At 43.6% G+C, this 22202-nt stretch carries 15 protein-coding genes, 1 tRNA gene and 1 pseudogene; 10 read left to right on the top strand and 7 right to left on the bottom strand.

Features of this window, described 5'->3' with window-relative positions; all coding sequences use genetic code 11:
- Positions 1-103 precede the first annotated feature (103 nt).
- From GGR07_RS08760 to GGR07_RS08745, 4 genes and pseudogenes are all read left to right on the top strand, one after another.
- On the top strand, positions 104-313 hold the full coding sequence (locus tag GGR07_RS08760) for a hypothetical protein (protein ID WP_034542982.1): 210 nt from the start codon (positions 104-106) through the stop codon (positions 311-313).
- Positions 292-3099 (top strand): annotated as a pseudogene (locus GGR07_RS08755) (SusC/RagA family TonB-linked outer membrane protein); the annotation flags it as partial. The gene GGR07_RS08760 and the pseudogene GGR07_RS08755, both read left to right, overlap by 22 nt.
- Before the next feature lie 11 nt (positions 3100-3110).
- Positions 3111-4820, top strand: coding sequence for a RagB/SusD family nutrient uptake outer membrane protein (locus GGR07_RS08750; protein WP_021644719.1), 1710 nt, complete (start codon positions 3111-3113; stop codon positions 4818-4820).
- A 30-nt stretch (positions 4821-4850) separates the two neighbouring features.
- The gene (locus GGR07_RS08745; protein ID WP_021644718.1) at positions 4851-6110 is read left to right on the top strand and encodes a DUF2264 domain-containing protein; all 1260 of its coding nucleotides are present in this window, start codon (positions 4851-4853) and stop codon (positions 6108-6110) included.
- Positions 6111-6746: 636 nt separating this feature from the next.
- On the opposite strand, the gene pgl is transcribed toward GGR07_RS08745, so the two are convergent.
- From pgl to gnd, 3 genes are all read right to left on the bottom strand, one after another.
- On the bottom strand, positions 6747-7496 hold the full coding sequence (gene pgl, locus GGR07_RS08740) for a 6-phosphogluconolactonase (protein ID WP_021644717.1): 750 nt from the start codon (positions 7494-7496) through the stop codon (positions 6747-6749).
- Positions 7493-8989 (bottom strand): glucose-6-phosphate dehydrogenase, encoded by a 1497-nt coding sequence (gene zwf, locus GGR07_RS08735; RefSeq protein ID WP_021644716.1) that lies wholly within the window; start codon positions 8987-8989, stop codon positions 7493-7495. The genes pgl and zwf overlap by 4 nt, the downstream gene beginning before the upstream one ends.
- Positions 8990-9163: 174 nt before the next feature.
- On the bottom strand, positions 9164-10639 hold the full coding sequence (gnd, locus tag GGR07_RS08730) for a decarboxylating NADP(+)-dependent phosphogluconate dehydrogenase (protein WP_021644714.1): 1476 nt from the start codon (positions 10637-10639) through the stop codon (positions 9164-9166).
- 136 nt (positions 10640-10775) lie between these two features.
- On the opposite strand from gnd, the gene GGR07_RS08725 reads away from it, so the two are divergent.
- From GGR07_RS08725 to GGR07_RS08705, 5 genes are all read left to right on the top strand, one after another.
- Positions 10776-11948 carry a dicarboxylate/amino acid:cation symporter gene (locus GGR07_RS08725; protein ID WP_021644713.1) on the top strand — a complete coding sequence of 391 codons (1173 nt, stop codon included), beginning with the start codon at positions 10776-10778 and terminating at the stop codon, positions 11946-11948.
- A 135-nt stretch (positions 11949-12083) separates the two neighbouring features.
- The gene (gene gmd, locus GGR07_RS08720; RefSeq protein ID WP_021644712.1) at positions 12084-13154 is read left to right on the top strand and encodes a GDP-mannose 4,6-dehydratase; all 1071 of its coding nucleotides are present in this window, start codon (positions 12084-12086) and stop codon (positions 13152-13154) included.
- 6 nt (positions 13155-13160) lie between these two features.
- Positions 13161-14231, top strand: coding sequence for a GDP-L-fucose synthase family protein (locus tag GGR07_RS08715; RefSeq protein ID WP_021644711.1), 1071 nt, complete (start codon positions 13161-13163; stop codon positions 14229-14231).
- Between the two features lie 108 nt (positions 14232-14339).
- Entirely contained in the window at positions 14340-15998 is a 1659-nt protein-coding gene (locus GGR07_RS08710) for an AMP-binding protein (RefSeq protein ID WP_021644710.1), read from the top strand.
- 51 nt (positions 15999-16049) lie between these two features.
- Positions 16050-17201, top strand: a complete 1152-nt coding sequence (locus GGR07_RS08705; RefSeq protein WP_021644709.1) for an LA_2272 family surface repeat-containing protein — start codon at positions 16050-16052, stop codon at positions 17199-17201.
- On the opposite strand, the gene GGR07_RS08700 is transcribed toward GGR07_RS08705, so the two are convergent.
- The 3 genes from GGR07_RS08700 to GGR07_RS08690 all read right to left on the bottom strand — a co-directional run bounded on the left by GGR07_RS08700 (position 17185) and on the right by GGR07_RS08690 (position 21517).
- Positions 17185-19179, bottom strand: coding sequence for a fructose-bisphosphatase class III (locus tag GGR07_RS08700; protein ID WP_034542980.1), 1995 nt, complete (start codon positions 19177-19179; stop codon positions 17185-17187). The genes GGR07_RS08705 and GGR07_RS08700 overlap by 17 nt on opposite strands.
- Positions 19180-19281: 102 nt before the next feature.
- Entirely contained in the window at positions 19282-20946 is a 1665-nt protein-coding gene (locus GGR07_RS08695) for a putative transporter (RefSeq protein ID WP_021644706.1), read from the bottom strand.
- 127 nt (positions 20947-21073) lie between these two features.
- Positions 21074-21517 carry a hypothetical protein gene (locus tag GGR07_RS08690; protein ID WP_021644705.1) on the bottom strand — a complete coding sequence of 148 codons (444 nt, stop codon included), beginning with the start codon at positions 21515-21517 and terminating at the stop codon, positions 21074-21076.
- A 260-nt stretch (positions 21518-21777) separates the two neighbouring features.
- Between GGR07_RS08690 and GGR07_RS08685 the strand changes: the two genes are divergently transcribed.
- Positions 21778-21864 (top strand) — tRNA-Ser (locus GGR07_RS08685).
- A 64-nt stretch (positions 21865-21928) separates the two neighbouring features.
- Here the strand turns inward: GGR07_RS08685 and GGR07_RS08680 are convergent.
- Positions 21929-22102: a hypothetical protein gene (locus tag GGR07_RS08680; protein WP_021644704.1), complete on the bottom strand. Its 174-nt coding sequence runs from the start codon at positions 22100-22102 to the stop codon at positions 21929-21931.
- Positions 22103-22202 lie beyond the last annotated feature (100 nt).

Here is a 22202-nt window from a genome sequence, read left to right as displayed (position 1 = left end):
TGAACAATATTGAACACCATCGGTGTTTACTTATCGTAATTTTGCGATACTACTTTAATTAGTAAATTCTCGGTAACCTTATTATTCATTAAAATCTAATAGTATGAGAAAGAAGTCATTATTCTTCGTTCTGCCAAGGAAATTATTATGGGTTCTCTTTGTTTTCCTTGCATTCTCCGGAAAGGCAAACGCAATGCCTTACTCTCCACTCCCATCGGTCGAAAATGTTCAGCAACAGGAAAAAGTTACTGTAACGGGAGTTGTAGAAGATAAATCGGGACCGATTATCGATATGGCACACAAAAGAAAGTAAATCTGACGGGGTCTGTATCTTCTATTAATGTAGGCGAACTGGCCGAAAGACGCCCCATCACGAATATTTCGCAGGCGCTGGCGGGTATGGCGGCCGGCGTGCAGGTTTCTTCTGCCAACAACCAGCCGGGTAATGATAACGCCACCATTAAAGTGCGCGGACAAGGTACACTAAACAGTTCGGCGCCATTGATTATTATAGATGGTGTAGAAGCTGGGATCAACACAGTAAACCCACAAGATATAGAGTCTATGTCTGTTTTGAAAGACGCGGCCTCTGCTGCCATTTACGGGTCGCGTGCAGCTAATGGAGTAATTCTTATTACTACCAAACAAGGAAAAGCGGGAGACTTCAAAATAGAGTACAACGGTTATGTATCTTTTGAATCTATTCGCAATACACTGACTCCCGTATCCGACTATGCCGAATACATGGAATTAGTCAACGAAGGGTATGGAAACTCCAAGCTGAAAAAGCCATTCTCTGAAGCGACTATCAAACTATGGAGAGAAGATGCCGGAAAAAATCCGCTGCTTTATCCGAATACGGACTGGATAAAAGAGACTTTTCGCTCGTCGACAGCTACAAATCATGTGATCTCCATGAGCGGAGGCAGCGAGAAATTACGTTTTTATTCTTCATACGGCTATAATAATGATCCGGGTGTGATGGAAAACTCCGGATTTAAAAAGCACAATGCCCGCCTGAGTATAGATGCCAATGTGAAGCCTTGGTTGAAGTTGGGTGTACAAGTAAGCGGATATGTCTCGGATATGGAGCCGGCAGCCAAATATAAAGATTCGGGAACGGTAGTAGACGACATATTCACTTATGCGGCTGCCACTACTCCCGGAATGGTATTTCGCGCTCCCGACGGCAGATATGGCGGAATGAACTCGTCGGAAGATGCGGCACAGTCCGCCAACAATAATCCGCTGGCGCGTCTGAACAGCATTGCCGGCAATATCCGGAAAAATAATTTCCGCTCTCATTTTACAGGAGTGCTTACTCCGTTTACAGGATTCTCTATCACAGGAACTTATTCGTATGAGTTTGTGGACGAACAGGTAGAGACCAAACCTGTTTTTATTGATAAGTGGAATTTTCAAACGGAAACGATTACTTCCTCCAACCGCGGGAAAACCAGCATCTATAACTCCAACGGAAAAGTGGAGCGGTATTTCAATGATCTTGTGATGCGTTATGAAACCAGACTGCTCGAGAAAAAGTTGGGATTAAACTTGATGTTGGGTGGAAGTCAGGAACTTTTCAGATCGAAAGGCTTCAATGCCCGCAAGTTCGACATGATCGATACCGGTCTTGACGTAATCGATGCGGCGGCCGGCGAGGCCACCGCTGGCGGATCTAAGACAGAATGGGCTATGCGCTCTTACTTCGGGCGCATTAATATGGATTGGGATAATAAATATCTGCTTGAGGTTAATTTGCGCGCCGACGGGTCTTCACGCTTCCTTTCGAACAAACGGTGGGGATATTTTCCTTCTTTCTCGGCTGCATGGCGCATCGATCAGGAACAATTCATGGAAAATCTGGTCAACAAAGGATTAAGCAACTTGAAGCTGCGCGTTTCTTACGGATCGTTAGGAAACAACTCGGTTGGCAACTACGATGCGCTTTCTCTTTTCTCCAATAAAGACAAAAATGGTAGATTGGTCAGCTATGTTTTGAACAACAGCTTGGCCATGGGACTTGTGCAAGCTGCTATCGCCAATTCGCGGCTGACTTGGGAAACAACTAAAGTGGCTGACTTCGGATTGGACTTCGGATTGGCAAATCATCGCCTGACAGGAACAATCGACTACTTCCACAAACGAACCACGGGCATCCTTATAAATTTGCCTGCACCCGACGTACACGGGATTGCCTCTATTCCGAAAGAGAATAGCGCCACTGTGACAAACCAGGGAGTCGAACTCACACTCGGATGGCAAGATAAGATAAAAGATTTCTCTTATGCTGTCAACGCAAACCTCACTTATGTAAAGAATAAGGTAAACAAATTTAAGGGAAAGGATGTAGGCGGACAAGCCATCAGCGGAGCGAATCTGATTTGGGAAGGACATTCCATCAACTCGCAATACTTGCTGATAGTAGATCGTTTGTTGCAGACGGATGAAGATATGCAACTTGTGCAAACCATGATAGACAATGCTCCGCTGGACGAGAATGGCAACAAGAAAAATCCGTTTGCCGCATTCGGTACCCCGCAAAAAGGAGACTTGTTGTACAAGGATATCAATCATGACGGCATTATTGATAATAATGACAAGAAGATCGTCAGTGACGGCCCCAACCCAAAATATTTGTTTGGTGTCAACCTTTCGGCAGCATGGAAAGGAATTGATTTCTCTTTGCTGCTGCAAGGTTCGGCAGGCATCAAAGAATTTTGGATGTATACTCCCTACAACACTCCAAGTGTCCGCATTGGTTATCAACTTAATAAAAAGGTTACTGACGGACGCTGGTATGAAGGTCGCACAAATGCAACCTATCCTCGCCTGCTTGAGTACAACAATCGGGTCAACATGCAGACAAGCAATTTTTATCTGGAGAACAAAGCTTTCGTAAAAATACGTAATATTCAGTTAGGATATACTCTTCCGAAAACATGGACACAGCAAGTACATATAAACCGTGTCCGCCTGTACGGAAGCTTGGAGAATTTCTTTACGTTCACCAAATACAACGGTTTCGATCCGGAAGTCAGCAGTATGAATTATCCGACCATGAAACAAGCGGTGATCGGCCTTAATGTAACCTTTTAACCCAGTATATCATGAATAAAATATATAGAATTTCCATAATGATGGTCGCGCTTCTGCTGATGAGCAGCTGCTATGACCTGGACAGATATCCTTTCGATCGTCCAAACGCAAATAACTTCTTTCAAACAAAAGAACATGCCGATCAGGCCATGATGGGTGTTTACAGTACGATGCAATACGAAGCCGTATTCGGCATGCATTTCGGCATAGACTGCCTGGGAGGAATAGCAATGGGATACGACAATGCGTCTTATCAATCTATACAGCGCGGCACGTACGATGTGAGGAACTCATACGGAGCCAATAAATTCAAATACCTGTACGAAGGAATTGCTCGGGCCAATATTGTTCTCCAGAACTTGCATCGTTGTCAGATGGACGAGAAACTCATCGAACGCTATAAAGGAGAGGCTAAATTTTTACGCGCTTTGTATTATTTCTCTTTACTCGACTTTTTCGGTGCTGTGCCTGTTTATGATGAAAGTGTGATTGTTGAGAAAAATTATAGCAATATGCTTGAGCCCAGAACTCCTGCTGACAAAGTCCGTACTTTCATCCTGAAAGATTTGGATGACGCAATTGAAGCCTTGTCGGGAGAAGAGTGGCCTGATTCGCAGAAAGGACGGGCAACGGCCGAAGCAGCCATGGCGCTGAAAGGCAAAGTTCTGCTGTTCAATAAACAATACAAAGAGGCTGCTGTGTGTTTTGAGAATGTTGTCAAAAGTGGGAGACATGCCTTGTATCCCGATTATGCCGACTTATTTAAACCCGGAGGCGATGAAAGTTCGGAAATGGTTTTTGCCATTCAGAATATGGGAGGAGTAGGAAAAGATATAGGAATGCCCTTGACTTTTTACATGGGCAGCCGCGCCGCTTTCGGAAGCGATTGGAATAATGTGATGGCAGCCACCAGTTTTGTCGACTCGTACGAATGGAAAGACGGCCGCCCGTTCGATTGGGAAGAAGTAATTCCAGGATTTACCACCAGCGATGAGATAAAGAACAAAACTTTCCGTGCAACATTGAGTCAAGACAAGACGAAAGTAAAAACATATCCCGAAGCCAAGGAGAAACTGCTGAAAATGTATGAAGAACGCGACCCGCGCATGGCAGTATCCGTCATATTGCCTTATTCTTCTTTCAAAGGATGGTATGCCAACGCTCCCATGGATTGTGAATACGTTGTGGCATCAGGTGTTAACGAAAAGTATGGAATGATACGCGTAAACCAGAATTTCGAAACTTACCTGTGGAGAAAATTCGTAGCGGAATATAACATGGGCGGAGCAATCAATAATCGCTCGCATACGCCTATCAATTTCCCCTTGATTCGTTATGCCGATGTGCTGTTGATGCTGGCAGAATGTTACAACGAAGAAGGAAAACAGGATGATGCTGTCAGATTGATCAATGAAGTTCGCGCACGTGTGAATATGCCCGGCATCAACAGTGGCCCTGCATGGCTGGAAGCCCGGACAAAGGAGCAAGTATTTGCACGTATCCGTCATGAACGCGCCGTAGAACTTGCTGCCGAAGGGTTAAGTTTCAGTGATATGCGCCGTTGGGGATTGCTGGAGACACTGAATGAGAAAAAAGAGAAAGATTTCACCGGTAAGGTTCGTTACACGCGTAAAGTTAGCAGCCGGGACTATTTATGGCCTATTCCGGCAGAAGAAATCGAGAAGAACAACTCTTTGAGGCCTAATAATCCGGGATGGTAAGCCACATATATCACAGATAAATATTCGTTGATGGAAAAAAGAATAAAATATAACATTTTCCTTTTATTGATACTCTTTTTTGTTATGCCTGCACAGGCACAACAAAAAAGAAAGGAAAAAGGAGGGAGAGAGCTTTCCGATGGAACGACCGACCGGAAAATATGGGTAGACGCTTTATGCAAAATAGCTTTTCCTGTCATTCATAATCTTGCCGAAGGAACGTTAAGCAAAAATATGCCGGTAGAAACTTCTCCCGATTATGGACTGGATGCAAAAAAAGTGACCTATCTGGAAGCTGTGGGCAGGACTCTTGCAGGCATAGCTCCTTGGTTGGAATTGCCCGATGACGATACGGAGGAAGGAGTATTGAGGAAAAAAATCAGAGAAAAGGCGGTGAAAGGATTGGTCAACGCCGTCGATCCCCTCAATCCCGATTATCTGAATTTCAGAATCCATCAACAACCCATTGTAGATGCAGCTTATGTGGTTCATGCCTTTTTGCGTGCTCCAAAAGCATTGTGGGAACCGTTGGACGAAACGACCAAGCAACGTTTTGTAGAAGAATTCAAATCGCTTCGTAACCGTACGGGAGCTTATAACAATTGGTTGCTGTTTGCCGGAATCACCGAGGCATTTTTAATGAAAATCGGCGAAGAATACGATCCCGCAAGAATCAATATGGCCGTTTATAAGCTTCGCGAATGGTATGTGGGCGATGGATGGTATAGTGACGGTGGAAAGTTCAGTATGGACTACTACAATGATTACGTAATGCACCCCATGTTGGTAGATATGCTCAAGGTGCTGGTCGATGTCGGTAAGATGAATGTCAATGAATATGACAAAGCATTGAAGAGAATGATTCGACATGCAGAATTTTCAGAACGCCTGATCGCTCCGGATGGAAGCTATCCTCCGTTCGGACGTTCCATAACTTACCGTACGGCTGCTTTCCAATCACTATGTCAGGTAGCTTTAATGGACAAGCTGCCCGCACATATACTGCCGGCTCAGGTACGTTGCGGTCTCACACGCGTCATTCATAATATGTATGACGGGAATCAGAATTTCGATGCCGACGGATGGCTGGTATTAGGTTTTAATGGTCATCAACCGGAAATAGCGGATGTGTATACTTCTACCGGAAGTCTTTACATGGCAACATTGGGCTTCCTTCCATTGGGACTGCCCGCGAATCATCCTTTCTGGACAGATGCTCCTGCCGAATGGAGCGCTTTGAAAGCTTGGAAAGGGAAAAAATTAAAAAGAGACTATAAAGTAGAGTATTGAATCCGAATCCGTGACTCTATTTTCTACAGTTCCTTTTGCAACAGATGGGAATAAGCGAATACTGCTTGTAAGTGAATGGAAAGGCAATGCCCCGATTCTTTTTCACCGCAAAAAGCTTTGACGCATCATCTAAATGCTTTTGTACATAATTGTGGCTCGTGAATTATTCCTTTATAACTTAGTTCGATAAGGGAAAAATTCACGAGCCACAATGTTTGAATAGTATGACCCTCTCGTAAAACCTTTGCTAATTCCGGATAGGGATAGCACCATATTGTCTGCAGTATATATTATCCACCGCGTTGGATATATTCTCACCATACCGGATATATATCTATCGAAATAAATAACCGGCTATATTAACAACAAGATAACGGATAAATAATAATTCGCCGGTCTCATTTTTCCCAATGTGTCCGATACACTATGCCAGCTTCCCTTGCTCTAATGAAAATCTCAGGAACATTGAAAGTTCTATCTTAACGAAAAAGCAACCTCTCCTTATTGAGTGAAGAGGTTGCTTTTTCGTTTTGAGAATGAAGACTTCAAATCCTTACGTCATATGCGCTTGCTCCATCGTTCGGCATCCGGAGATTTTGCTGGAAGTTAACAGCTTGAGAACAAGCCGGACTGCAATTAACTTGTTTTTTCTTCGTTATTGCAACTTTCTGCGGGGCGGATATACGCCGCTGCTGCCGCATCCATAAACAAAGCCATGTGATTCTTCGCATGATGAGCTATATAAGCTGCTGGCCCTGCATCAGCAGATTTACACATGTCTTTCACGACCTCGGCCTTTTCTTCCCCATTAATAAGAAAAATAACGTGACGTGCATTCATTATCGGATATCCGGTCAATGCAATACGTTGCCGGGCGGTAGAAGGATGCGTGCTGACCGCATACACAGCATCGGAAGACAATAAACTTTCTTGTCCCGGAAAAATGGAAGAAGTGTGCCCGTCATCGCCCGCTCCCAAAAGCACCACATCAAATTCCGGCCAGCCATTTCGGGAAGGAACCTGTCCGCTCACCAGTTCTGAATAGCGTTCGGCTTCTTCTTTCGGATTCTTTTCTCCACGAATACGAAAAACATGATCGGATGAAACCGGAACAACGTCTAATAAGAGCTTTCGTGTCATTCCGTAATTGCTGTCCACACTTTCGGGAGGAACACAACGTTCGTCCACCCAATAAATTCTTATGCGCTCCCATGAAGTAACATCCGCATATTCATTGGCCCATAATTCGAACATCAGCGCAGGAGTGCTTCCGCCGCTTACTGCGATATTGAATGTTTTGTCAGGCTGTTCATCCATCAATACGAGCAAATGTTTTAGTAATGCACGAGCCGTTTCTAACGGCGAAGAGTAAACAAATAGTTTCATAGTTCGCAATATTGATCGGTATTAGTGAGATTCTTACACGGATTAGTCCATTCTGCGCCATGTTCGTGCATCATGGCTTCACTCTCGAGAGGTCCCCATGTTCCTGCAGGATATCCATAAAGCGGAGCATCGTGGTTTTGATTCCAATACTTAAGTATCGGGTCGAAGAATTTCCATGAAGCCTCTACTGCATCGCTGCGTGTAAACAAAGTCGGATCGCCTTGTATACAATCGTCAATTAAACGAGCATAAGCATCGCCGCTCGGCACTCCTCCCAATTGGTCGTAGCTGAAATCCATCGTTACCTGACGAACTTCAAACCCTGCGCCGGGAACTTTCATCCCAATTTTCAGCACAATCCCTTCATTGGGCTGAAGGCGTAGAATAAGCTTGTTGGCACGAGGGCAATTGCCGTCTGCGCAACGAAACATTTGGTGAGGAGTTTCACGGAAGTGAACCACAATCTCCGTAACCTTTGTCGGCATTTGCTTTCCTGTCCGGATATAAAAAGGCACACCGCTCCAGCGCCAATTACTGATACCCAGCTTCATTGCGATATAAGTTTCTGTACGGGATTCCGGGTCGACTCCCTTCTCTTCCCGATATCCTTTCTTATTTCCTGAAGTCGTGTACTGTCCGCGAACAATATGTTCGTTTAAATCGACATCATCAAGCGGCATCAACGAGTCATATACCTTCACAACCTCATTACGGAAATTATCGGCATTAAAGATTGCCGGCGGTTCCATCGCCGTAAGAGCCACAAGCTGAATGAGATGATTTTGAACCATGTCACGCAAAGCACCTGTTGTCTCATAAAAACCTCCCCTGTCTTCAATTCCCAGATTCTCTACGGCAGTCACTTCCACGTAGTCAATGTAGTTCCGGTTCCATAACGGTTCGAATACTCCATTGGCAAAACGGAAAGCAAGCAAATTCTGCGCAGTCTCTTTGCCCAGAAAATGATCGATACGATAAATTTGACGTTCTTCGAAAACAGAGGTGTAAATACGATTCAGTTCACGCGCCGATTCCAGATCATAACCGAATGGTTTCTCTACAATAATGCGCGCTCCTGAAGTATTCAGTCCGGCTTCTTTCAAATGCAGAGGCACTAATCCATAAAGCGAAGGGGGTGTGGCCAGATAATATAAAAGATTGTCAGGATGTTCGTCATGAGTCAGTTCCGCCAATCTCTTGCGAAGCGTAGCATAGCCGTCGGCCTTTGCGGGGTCCATCGGGAGATAATAGAGATGAGACACAAAGGAATTCATAATCTCCTCGTCCTGATCTTCAGCTTTGACGAAATGTTGTAATTCCTCCAATATATAAGAGCGGAATTCTCCATCGGAGTATGCTGTACGGGCAATGCCCAATATAGAGAAAGCTCCGGTGAGCCGATTATCCCGATAAAGAGAATAAAGAGCCGGCATCAGTTTACGCTTTGTCAGGTCTCCGGAAGCACCGAAAATAATCATTGCAAATTTATCCATAGTTTCTATTTTTTTCAATGTTTTCTTTCAACTCATCTTTTTTCCTTTCTACGCGACAATCATTCTCTCTGATATCGATAAAAGATGAATACTCAAGATTATAAAGACGAATCGCTCCATACGCCACACTCCGGATATATGAAGCGTACCGGGTTGAAACGGTTTCTTTTTTTATTATACGTTATACGTTCCCGACTTTGTGTCGCCTCCATGACCGGTCCAATTCTCATGAAAGAAATCTCCTCGGGGAGTATCTTTACGTTCAAAGGTATGAGCGCCGAAATAATCGCGCTGGGCCTGCACCATATTGGCAGGAAGATCGGCAGAGGTCAGTGAATAGAAGTAATTCAAAGCCGAAGAGAATGCAGGAACGGGCAACTCCTCAGTCATTGCTTCTGTGACAAGTGCTTTCCATTCGGGAAGCAAACTTTTTATTTCTTGTGAGAAGTAAGGCGCCAACAACAGATGTGCAGGTTTGTCGGTAGCTTCGAAAGCAGAGGCTATATCATTCAGAAAAACGCTGCGGATGATACATCCGCCACGCCACATACGGGCAATCGACGCCAAGTCAAGATTCCATCCGAAAGTATCGGAAGCTTGCTGTAGAACAGCAAATCCCTGCGCATAGGAAACCAGTTTGGAAGCATAAAGTGCAGAAAAAATCTTCTTTACCAAGTCCGATTCCGCGTATTTCTCTTTTTGATTCGTTTTTTCAAAATGACGGGCTGCCCGGTTACGCAATTCCTTTTGCGCCGAGAGGCTGCGTTCAAACACAGCCGTGGCAATTAAGCCTAATGGCATACCCAGCTCCATGGCATTGATGACCGACCATTTGCCGGTTCCTTTTTGTCCTGCGGCATCCAGAATCTTATCGATCAGATAATCTCCGTTCACATCTTTATGTCGCAGGATGTTTCCTGTAATCTCAATCAGATAGCTTCGGAGCTTTCCTTCATTCCAACGAGTGAACACATCCGCCATTTCATCGTTGCTCATATCCGCCAGGTTTTTCATCACCCAATATGCCTCGGCTATAAGCTGCATGTCGCCATATTCAATACCATTATGAATCATTTTCACGAAATGTCCTGCTCCTTCAGGGCCTACCCATTGACAACAAGGAGAACCATCGTCCGCTTTCGCCGCAATACTTTGCAATACAGACTTAACCTCCGGCCAGGCTTTCGCCGATCCTCCCGGCATAATAGAAGCACCGTTCAATGCTCCTTCTTCGCCACCGGATACACCACTGCCGACAAACAGAAAACCTTTCGACTCGGCCAGCGCAACACGTCGGTTCGTATCTTCATAATTAGAATTCCCCCCATCAATCAATATATCTCCGGGAGAAAGCAGCGGGAAAAGCTGCTCCATCAGTTCGTCGACAGGTTTCCCTGCACGAACCATCATCATAATTTTACGCGGAGTGGCGATGGATTCAACAAAAGCTTTCATTTCAGTGAATCCTTTAAAATTTTTATCCTTACCGCGCCCGTTGACAAAACGTTCAACCACGCCCTCCTCCACTCCGGGTAACGTACGATTGTATACCGATACTTGCCATCCCTTGCTCTCCATATTCAAAGCTAAGTTCTCGCCCATCACAGCCAAGCCAATCAATCCGATATCCGATTTATAACGATTTTCCATATTTCTTTTGAGTTACGATATTTTATTGAATTATTATGTGGATAACAGATGAAAATGAACAAATGTTCGTAGATTTTACAGATTAAAATATTATTTTTGCGTTTTATCAAACCTTAAATAAAACAAAAGCAACTCAATGAGAAAACTCAAAATAGGTTTATTGCCACGTATCATCATTGCAATTATACTGGGCATTGCCGCAGGTGCGATTTTACCCGTTTCGTTAGTACGACTTTTCGTTACATTCAACGGCATCTTCAGTGAATATCTGAACTTCTCCATCCCTCTTATTATTCTCGGACTGGTTACCGTCGCAATAGCCGACATCGGAAAAGGAGCAGGGAAAATGTTGCTTTTTACTGCTTTGATCGCTTATGGAGCAACCTTGTTCTCAGGTTTCTTGTCGTATTTTACAGGTGCCGCTATATTTCCTTCTCTCATTCAGACTGATGTTTCTCTGGAAGATGTGAGTGAAGCGCAAGGAATACTGCCATATTTCTCTGTCTCGATTCCTCCATTGATGAATGTGATGACAGCACTTATTTTCGCTTTCACATTAGGTTTGGGACTCGCTTCATTAAATACAGAAGCATTGAAAAATGTAGCGCGTGATTTCCAGGAAATAATTATTCGTATGATAAGCGCAGTCATTCTTCCGTTGCTTCCGCTTTACATATTCGGCATCTTCCTGAATATGACACATTCCGGACAGGTGTTTTCCATTTTGATGGTTTTCATCAAAATCATAGGTATCATTTTTATTCTACATATTTTTTTGCTGATTCTGCAATATTTCATTGCATCTCTTTTTGTACATAAGAATCCGCTCCGGTTGTTATGCCGAATGATGCCCGCTTATTTCACAGCGTTGGGAACTCAATCTTCGGCCGCTACTATCCCTGTCACACTGGAGCAGACGAAAAAGAATGGAGTATCTGCCGATATCGCAGGTTTCGTAATACCACTTTGTGCCACAATACATCTTTCGGGGAGCACCCTTAAAATTGTTGCCTGCGCACTTGCGCTGATGATGATGCAAGGAATGACGTTCGACTTTCCCATGTTTGCGGGTTTCATATTTATGTTGGGCATAACAATGGTAGCCGCACCGGGTGTTCCGGGAGGAGCCATCATGGCAGCGTTGGGAATCCTGCAATCGATGCTGGGGTTCGATGAGTCGGCACAAGCGTTAATGATTGCGCTTTATATTGCCATGGATAGTTTCGGAACAGCTTGCAATGTAACAGGCGACGGAGCCATCGCCCTGATTGTTGATAAAGTGATGGGTAAAGGAGGTCGTTTGCCATGACAAAAGATCTCTCATCACAAGTGTTGTAAGGGCACTCCGGAGGAAGCTTTCTTAAGAAATAGGTATAAAGAATCTTGCATATCTAATAGCAATTAGCGACATTTGCAGCAAATACCCAAACAAAATAATTAGCATATGAAAAAAGCTCTTATTTCAGGCATTACAGGGCAAGACGGTTCTTTTCTTGCTGAATTCCTTTTGCAAAAAGGCTATGAAGTTCACGGGATTCTCCGCCGTTCTTCCTCTTTCAATACAGGCCGGATTGAGCACTTATATTTTGACGAATGGGTGCGTGATATGAAACAAAAACGTACCATTAATCTTCATTATGGAGACATGACAGATTCCAGTTCGCTGATACGTATTATCCAACAAATTCAACCGGACGAGATATACAATTTAGCAGCACAAAGTCATGTGAAAGTGTCTTTTGATGTTCCTGAATATACTGCCGAAACCGACGCAATCGGCACACTGCGTATGCTTGAAGCCGTACGAATCTTGGGACTGGAAAAGAAAACCCGTATTTATCAAGCTTCCACTTCCGAATTATTCGGCAAGGTGCAGGAAGTTCCCCAAAAAGAAACGACTCCTTTCTACCCACGCAGCCCATACGGCGTAGCCAAACAATATGGTTTCTGGATTACTAAAAATTACAGAGAAAGTTACGGCATGTTCGCGGTAAACGGTATTTTATTCAATCACGAAAGCGAACGCCGCGGAGAGACTTTCGTAACCCGAAAAATAACATTGGCGGCAGCCCGAATAGCCCAAGGCGAACAGGATAAATTATATTTGGGAAATCTGGATGCCCTTCGCGACTGGGGATATGCAAAAGATTACATCGAATGTATGTGGCTGATGCTGCAACATCATACTCCCGAAGATTTTGTAATTGCCACCGGAGAAATGCATACAGTACGCGAGTTTGCCACCCTGGCCTTCAAAGAGGCCGGAATCGAAATCCGTTGGGAAGGTGAAGGTGTGGATGAAAAAGGAATTGATGCAGCTACGGGAAAAACATTGGTCGAGGTAGACCCGAAATACTTCCGTCCGGCAGAAGTGGAACAATTGCTGGGAGATCCTACAAAGGCAAAAACAGTATTGGGTTGGAACCCTCGAAAAACCTCATTCGAAGAATTGGTGAAACTGATGGTCAGACACGATATGGAAAAGGTGAAACGCATGATTGCCGGCAAACATTAACCAACCATGGAAAAATACGCAAAGATATATGTAGCGGGACATCTCGGACTTGTAGGGTCCGCTATTTGGAAAAACCTTCAGGAAAAAGGGTATACCAATTTGATAGGACGTAGCCATAAAGAATTGGATTTGTTGGATGCAGTAGCTGTACGTCGTTTTTTCGATAAAGAACGTCCGGAATACGTTTTCCTTGCGGCAGCTTTTGTGGGAGGAATCATGGCAAACAATGTTTACCGGGCCGATTTTATCTTCAAAAATCTGCAAATTCAGCAAAACGTCATAGGCGAAAGTTTCCGACATCATGTGAAAAAATTACTCTTCTTGGGAAGTACCTGTATTTATCCGCGCGATGCCGAGCAACCCATGAAAGAAGATGCGCTTCTCACCTCTTCACTGGAATATACAAACGAGCCATACGCAATTGCTAAAATAGCAGGACTTAAAATGTGCGAGAGCTTTAACCTGCAATATGGCACAAACTACATCGCTGTAATGCCGACCAATCTATATGGTCCCAATGATAACTTCGATCTTGAGCGCAGCCATGTGCTTCCCGCCATGATTCGAAAAATACATTTGGCGCACTGCCTGAAAGAAGGAAAATGGGAAGCTATACGCAAAGATTTAAGCAAACGGCCGATAGAAGGTATCGATGGAGAAAGCTCTCAGGAGAAGATATGTGCTGTTTTAAGCAAATACGGCATTCATCAGGCGGAAGTAACTTTGTGGGGTACGGGTACTCCCCTTCGGGAGTTTCTATGGAGTGAAGAAATGGCCGACGCCAGCGTATTTGTGATGGAGCATGTCGATTTTAAAGACACGTACAATGAAAAGGAAAAGGAGATCCGAAACTGTCATATCAACATCGGAACCGGAAAAGAAATCAGTATACGGGAATTGGCAGAACAAATTGTTACGACTGTAGGCTATCGGGGCTTAATAACGTTCGATAGCAGCAAGCCCGACGGCACGATGCGCAAACTTACCGATCCTTCCAAGCTTCACGCATTAGGTTGGCACCATCAAATCGAAATAGAAGAAGGTGTCCGAAAAATGTACGAATGGTACTTGCAATAGCCGCTTATGAAAGAATATTCGGAATCAAATTCATTTTAATTCCATATTCTTTCATTATTAATTTAATAATACTATCTTTGCACAGTTTAAAACAGAATGTGCAAAACAATGGAACAAAGTTTTATAGCTTATATAGAAAGCAGTATAAAGAACCATTGGGATTTAGACGCCTTGACAGACTACAAAGGCGCCACCCTACAGTATAAAGATGTAGCCCGCAAAATTGAAAAACTCCACATTATATTTGAAGAAAGCGGTATCCGCAAGGGAGATAAAATAGCCGTTTGCGGACGAAACAGTTCCCACTGGGGAGTAACTTTCCTGGCAACACTGACATACGGTGCGGTTATTGTTCCCATCCTCCACGAATTCAAGGCCGACAATGTACATAATATTGTCAATCATTCCGAAGCCAAGTTGCTGTTTGTGGGAGACATGATCTGGGAAAACCTTAACGAGTCGGCCATGCCCCTACTCGAAGGAATTCTCCTGATGACAGATTTCAGCATATTGGTTTCGCGTACCGAGCGTCTCACTCATGCACGGGAACATCTGAATGAGATGTTCGGAAAAAAATATCCGAAGAATTTCCGCAAAGAGCACATCGAATACCATAAAGATCAGCCTGAAGAACTGGCGGTTATCAATTACACTTCCGGAACCACCAGCTACTCTAAAGGGGTTATGCTACCTTATCGAAGCTTGTGGTCGAATACTAAATTTGCATTCGAAGTCCTTTCTCTGGAAGCCGGAGATAAAATTGTGTCCATGCTGCCAATGGCTCATATGTACGGTTTAGCTTTTGAGTTCTTATATGAGTTTTCCGCCGGATGCCAGATTTTCTTCCTGACACGTATGCCCAGCCCGAAAATTATTTTCCAGGCTTTTGCGGAAATCAAGCCGAGACTCATTGTTGCCGTACCATTGATTATCGAAAAAATCATAAAGAAAAACGTATTACCCAAATTGGAAACGCCTACAATGAAGTTACTTTTGAAAGTACCCTTCATTAACGATAAGATAAAAGCAACCGTACGAGAAGAAATGATCAAAGCTTTCGGAGGAAACTTTGTACAAGTAATCGTAGGCGGCGCCGCTTTCAATCAAGAAGTGGAACAATTGCTGAAAATGATCGACTTTCCTTATACCGTAGGATACGGAATGACAGAGTGCGGCCCGATTATTTCCTACGAAGACTGGACAAGATTCAAGCGAGGTTCTTGCGGTAAAGCCGCGCCTCGAATGGAAGTCAAGATACTTTCGCCCGATCCTGAAAACATTGTCGGAGAAATCGTTTGCAAGGGTCCGAACATGATGGTAGGATATTACAAAAACGAAGAGGCCACCCAACAAGTAATTGACAAAGACGGTTGGCTTCATACCGGTGATTTGGGATTGATTGATGCTGAAGGAAATGTCACGATCAAGGGTCGGAGTAAAAACATGCTGCTCAGTGCGAGCGGACAAAATATTTATCCGGAAGAGATCGAAGATAAGTTGAACAACCTGCCTTACGTGGCTGAAAGTATAATCGTACAGCAAAACGAGAAACTGGTAGGACTTGTTTATCCCGACTTTGACGAAGCCTTTACCCACGGCCTGCGAAACAGCGACATCGAGCGAGTGATGGAAGAAAACCGCATAGCGCTCAACGAGATGTTGCCGGCATACAGTCAGATATCCAAGATGAAGATATATCCCGAAGAGTTTGAAAAAACTCCGAAAAAGAGTATCAAGCGGTATTTATATCAGGAGGCAAAAGGATAGCAACTTCATGTTTGGGGCAATACCGTATACGTATAATTAAGCATAAATAAGATGAGAGTAAAGAAAACAATATGTACGGCAGCTATTTTAATGGCTGCCGCTTGTTTATCGGCTCAGAATAAAAGCGCCGGAATCAACCTTTCTCTGTGGAAAGACATCAGTACTCAGCCGGTGGACAGCACGCAAACCAGTTATCTGAACCTCGGTGTTCTTACAAATATGACCCGACTCAACGGGATCGGAATGAATATTCTCGGAAGTGTAGTCCGGACCGATGTCAAAGGAATACAAGTTTCGGGCATAGCAAATATAGTATCCGACAATGTGGAAGGCTTTCAATTTTCCGGAATCACCAATATCAATGGAAATAAGATGACCGGAGTTTCCGCAAGCGGTCTGGTAAATATTACCGGCCAGGACGTTGTAGGAGTTGTTTTATCAGGGCTTATCAATATCGGAGGAGATCGTGTTTCAGGATTGGCAGTCAGTGGAGGAATAAATATAAGCGGAGAAAGAGCGTACGGGATTCAACTTTCCGGATTGGCCAATATTACAGGAGGAAATATGAAGGGGTTAATGGCATCCGGCTTTCTAAATGTAAACGGCGAAAGCGTCAACGGGGTGCAAATAGCCGGTATAGGAAATATAGCAGGCAACGCAATGAACGGAGTACAAATCGGATTATGCAATTATGCTACTAAAGCACATGGTCTGCAAATCGGTATTTTAAATTATTACAAAGAAGAAATGAAAGGTTTTCAAATAGGCTTGGTGAATGCGAATCCCGATACAAAAATCCAGATGATGCTTTATGGAGGAAACACTGCCATTGCCAATATAGGTGTCCGTTTCAAAAACCGATTATTCTATACCATTATCGGATTGGGAGCGCAGCGCAGACATTTGAACGATAAGTTTTCGGCTACAGCCTCTTATCGGGCGGGATTGTCTCTTCCACTCTATAAGAAACTTTCCGTCAGCAGTGACTTAGGTTATGAGCATATCGAAGCTTTCAAAAACAAAGATGAACTGATACCCCGCCGGCTCTATGCTTTGCAGGCACGCGTCAGTCTGGAATATCAGCTCACGAAAAGAATCGGAATATTCGGCACCGGTGGTTATGGCTTCACACGTTACTATAACCGGTCCGGCAATTACGACAAAAGAGCCATTACAGAAGGAGGAATCATATTTTCTCTTTAATCAATCCTGTACGGTAGGCAACGAGCAGTTTCTTCAAATCCTGAATTTGCATTATCAGCTCTTTCCCTTTATCTGTATCTTTTACCATCATGCGCTGAGAGTTCAATTCAAGAACGAAACTGATAGATTTTATATCCAGCCCTTCTTCAATGGCTTTTTGCCGTGACTGGAAGGGTTCGTGCTGCACGAGTTGCAAACCGTGGGAGTGATATACAAGCGTATAACCGGCGATTCCTGTTTCCGGCTGATAGGCTTTCGAGAACCCTCCATCGATTACAAAAAGCTTACCATTGGCTTTTATCGGTTGTTCACCTTTGATAGTTTTTACAGGCACATGTCCATTGATAATATGAGAATGAGGCCCCGAAGCGCCGAACTCATCTAATATTTTATTGCAAATATCTTCCTGATTGCGTAATGTGTAGTAATGACCTTTCTTTTCTTTATGCAATTCTTTGTCGGCAATAAAATAACGTTCAAAAGTAGCCATTTTATTTTTATCGAACAACGGGGCGTCAGGACCACACCACATGTACCATATAAAGTCCATGGCATAGGCTTTATCTTCTCCTCTTTCTTCATCAAAATAAGCCGTACGAATCAACTGGTCCGATTTTTCCAGCAGATTACGTCCCCAATATTCTTTATCACGTATTTTTACATGTCTGAAACTTCCGTCTTCGTTCATGGGGACAGAAGCATGATAAAGCAAATTCGAATTACATAACAGATACATTCCCCCGTAAGTAAACAAACAGCGCATATGCTTTTTCAGCTTTTCACTATTCATAAACGAAGAATGGATTTTGTCCATTAATTCTTGTTCTTCTTCAGTCAGCCGATAAGGGTCGGCAGGATTTATTGTCGGAAAATTCGTGTCACGCAACAGATACTCCTTTCCTTCGTACACGAGAACCCCTTTTTCAAAATCTATTTTGTGCAGCAATTTTCTGTTTTCCATGCCGAACTCAGGACGACGATCGATAATAGCAGCCTCCAGCTTAAACTGGATAATGGCGATAGCTTTATGCATCTGAGTAATCAGGCGTACTGTCTTTTCATTGTAAGATGCATCGGCAAAACTCATTTTAGGAGTAAATACCGTACATGGATCATCCGCATAAGTATCCATGGCGAATGTTGCCAACGGAAGCAAGTTAATGCCATATCCGTCTTCAAGCGTAGACAAGTTGCCGTAACGCATGGAAAGACGAATTACATTCGCAATACAACTATCGTTCCCCGATGCGGCGCCCATCCAAAGAATATCATGGTTTCCCCATTGGATATCGAAATTATGGTAGTTGCACAAAGTATCCATAATAATATGTGCTCCCGGGCCACGGTCGTAAATGTCTCCCACAATATGCAACGAATCGATCGTCAGCCGCTGAATCAGGTTGCACATCGCGATGATAAAATTATCCGCCCTCTTGGTTGAAATTATCGTCCTTATTATCACATCAATATACGCGTGCTTGTTCGGCTCGACCGAAGATTCGTGCAGCAACTCCTGAATAATATAAGAAAATTCGGGGGGTAAAGACTTACGAACTTTCGAGCGGGTATATTTGGAAGATACGTTCTGACAAACTTTTACCAATTGGTTCAACGTGATCAGATACCAGTCGTCCAAATCCTTTTCTCCGGCTTTCACTAATTGAATCTTCTCTTCCGGATAATAAATCAACGTGCAAAGTTCTTTTTTCTCGGCCTCTCTCAATGTGTTGCCGAAAATTTCGTTAACCTTCCTCTTCACTGATCCCGAAGCGTTCTTCAATACATGCTGAAAAGCCTCATATTCACCATGTATATCTGTCAGGAAGTGTTCAGTGCCTTTTGGAAGGTTCAAAATCGCTTCCAAATTAATAATTTCCGTACTTGCATCGGCTATCGTAGGAAAACTTCGGGACAATAGCTGCAAATAGCGAAGATCGCTTTCGATACTCTCAGGCGTTATGTTACTTTGAACAGTCATAAGTTTTCAGAGTTTTATAATACATTGATTTTGTTATAAGAATAGGCAAGAAAGGATGTTCAATCTTCAGTGAATTATTACACATTATTAACAGTCAAGGGATTATCCCAACAGAAACATCAGTAAAACCTGTGCTATAATTACCCGCAGAAACATACATAACGGATAAACAGTAGCATAAGCTACAGAAGGATTGTCACCGGAGATTGTATCGTTAGCATAATTCAAAGCCATCGGGTTGGCCATACTTCCACACAACATCCCGGATACGCTGCCGAAATCGATTTTCATAAATTTGAAAGCAATAAAACCTACCAGTAAAACCGGAATAATAGTCAACCCTGCGCCTAATCCAATCCACAATAGACCTTCAGGACGGATTACCGTTTCAAAAAAATGGGAGCCGGATTCCAAACCGAGGCAAGCCAAATACATCGAAAGTCCCAATGCGCGAAGCATTAAGTTGGCGCTACGGGTAGTATAGGTAATCATGTGCAGCCGAGGGCCGAAAGTTCCCAGCAGAATGCCTACAATGATCGGGCCGCCAGCCAAACCCAATTTTACAGGTGTGCCGACACCCGGGATGGAAAACGGAACAGCTCCCAAAGCCAACCCCAAGACAATGCCGATAAAAACCACAACAAGATTGGGTTCCTTTAAACTTTTGACGGCATTGCCCAACACCTTTTCCACATTCCGTATAGCCGGCGCCTCTCCTACTACCGTCAGTCGATCGCCAAGCTGGAGCCGCAATTCCGGTGTAGCCAGCAATTGTACGCCCGAACGATACACCCGGCTGATATTAATGCCGTAATGGTTTCTCAGGCGAAGCGAACCCAGTTTTTTTCCGTTAAGCTCGGTACGAGTCACCAAAATGCGTTCGGAAATCAATTCGCTGTCAATGGCATTCCAGTCAATATCTTCTTTATTCCAATCGGTGCTTTCCTGCTCACCGAAAAGCACTGTCAACGCCATCACGTCTTTCTCTGATGTAATGACAAGCAAGCGATCTCCTTCTTTCAATATTTTTTCCGATGTAGGAATGCTCACATGTCCGTCTCTCCACAAACGGGAAATCACAAACTTAGGATGGCTCATGCTTGCAATATTTTTAATACTTTTATTAAAAACGGCAGGGTTATGAATCTGGAAAGCGGCGACATATACTTTATTCGTATCATCTTTTTCTTTTGTTTCCAGATCTTCGGGACGAGTGAGCAATTTGCGCAGAAAAAGAACGGCTAAAATCACGCCTACCACACCCATCGGATATGCCACCGCACATCCTAAAGCGGGCGAGTTGCTCGGCATTCCCATTTGTACCAATGTTTGTTGCGCAGCTCCCAATGCAGGCGTGTTGGTTGTCGCTCCGCAGAGTATTCCCACCATGTCGGGTAATGAAACCCCCGTGGTATAACTCGCTATAACCGTCATTAAAGTACCCAAAAGAACAACTCCCAGAGCAAGCATATTCAATGTCATTCCTCCTTTTCGGAAAGAACCGAAAAAGCCCGGACCGACTTGCAAGCCAAGGGAATAAACAAAAATGACCAGTCCGAAGCTTTCCGCATAATTCAACATCTGCGGATCGACGGAAAGCCCGAAATGACCTGCCAGAATTCCTGCAAAAAAAACAAAAGTGACTCCCAGCGAAATCCCCCAGAAGTGCACTTTTCCCAATCCCAACCCAATGGCTGATATTAATGAGATAACTACAACAGCTTGCAAAGCAGAGTGCTCGACAAATAAGCTATATAACCATTCCATGCACAAGTTTGTAATAAATGTAGGGTGCAAAGATAGAAACTATTTAGCCGCGTTCAAAGCTTTTCGTTTCCATTTTGCACCCTCCGCCCAAGGTCTCAGGTTATCTTCCTGAAATTAAGGAATATTCTTATTTTCCTCTATACTCCACATAATTGTCCCGCCCGTCCAGATAACCTGTCAGCCTGTTTCCACCGATGTAAATGCCATCGAGGAAAGAAACATCTTTCGGGCCGTAAACCATTCGGAGTGAGGTCTGCCCATAGTTGTCCCAGTTCCAACGGAAATGATTCTCCAATTCTTTCACATATCCATCGGGATATTCCACACGAATAAAATCGACTCCTGTACGGTTCATATAAAAGTCCAACTCTTGCCGGCAACGATTTCCTTCGGCATCGATATAAAAACTCACCCACGTTCGGCTGCATAATTCGGAAGAACGATTGTAATAACCTCCACCTATATTATCGTCATCGTAAAAGGTACCGACTTCAACATCACAAGATGTCAGCCCTATCGCCAACATAGCTATCAAGGCTATTCCCCAGTATTTAACATTTTTCGCTCTCATATTCCTTTATTTTTATGGTTGATATCATTATGCTTTTTTGATATGACAAAGGTAAAAGATGAATTTTCCCCTTGAAACTGAAAATCCCTACCGAACGGGAGGAATTTGCCTAAATCATAAATGTCTGTTTTTAATATTTGAGGATTAGCCTTTTATCTCGTTTCCGGAAGAAATAGATAAAAAATCATACTAAAAGATTTGCGTAGTCCAAAAGATACTTCTATATTTGCACCGCATTTGAGAGAAAATGCGAATTCAAAGGAAGTTTGGGTGAGTGGCTGAAACCACCAGTTTGCTAAACTGACGTACGGGCAACCGTACCGGGGGTTCGAATCCCCCAGCTTCCGCAACGCATAAAGAAAACAAAGCAAAGAAAATCCCGCCGGTATAATTACTTGGCGGTTTTTTTATTTATGAACCGAACAAGCTGTACGAGGATTTAAAAAAAACACGGCGGGCTTTAAAAAAAAGGCGGCGGGCTTTGAAATCAAACACGGCGGGCTTTTTTTCAAACACGGCGGGCTTTTTTTCGAAGACAGCGGGGGTTGAAAAATCAGCCATCGCGTTCGGTTTTCTTTTAATCACATACCCTGCTTTTCATAGCCTCCCGGTACATAAGAGAAATGACAATCCGCCTTGGCGAAATATAATAAAAACAATATTTCTACGGTAAAAAAACAAGTCT

The sequence above is a fragment of the Bacteroides pyogenes genome, assembly GCF_014196225.1.
In the GTDB taxonomy this organism is placed as follows: domain Bacteria; phylum Bacteroidota; class Bacteroidia; order Bacteroidales; family Bacteroidaceae; genus Bacteroides; species Bacteroides pyogenes_A.
Note: the sequence above shows the minus strand (reverse complement) of the source record. Positions and strands in the feature narration are given on the sequence as shown.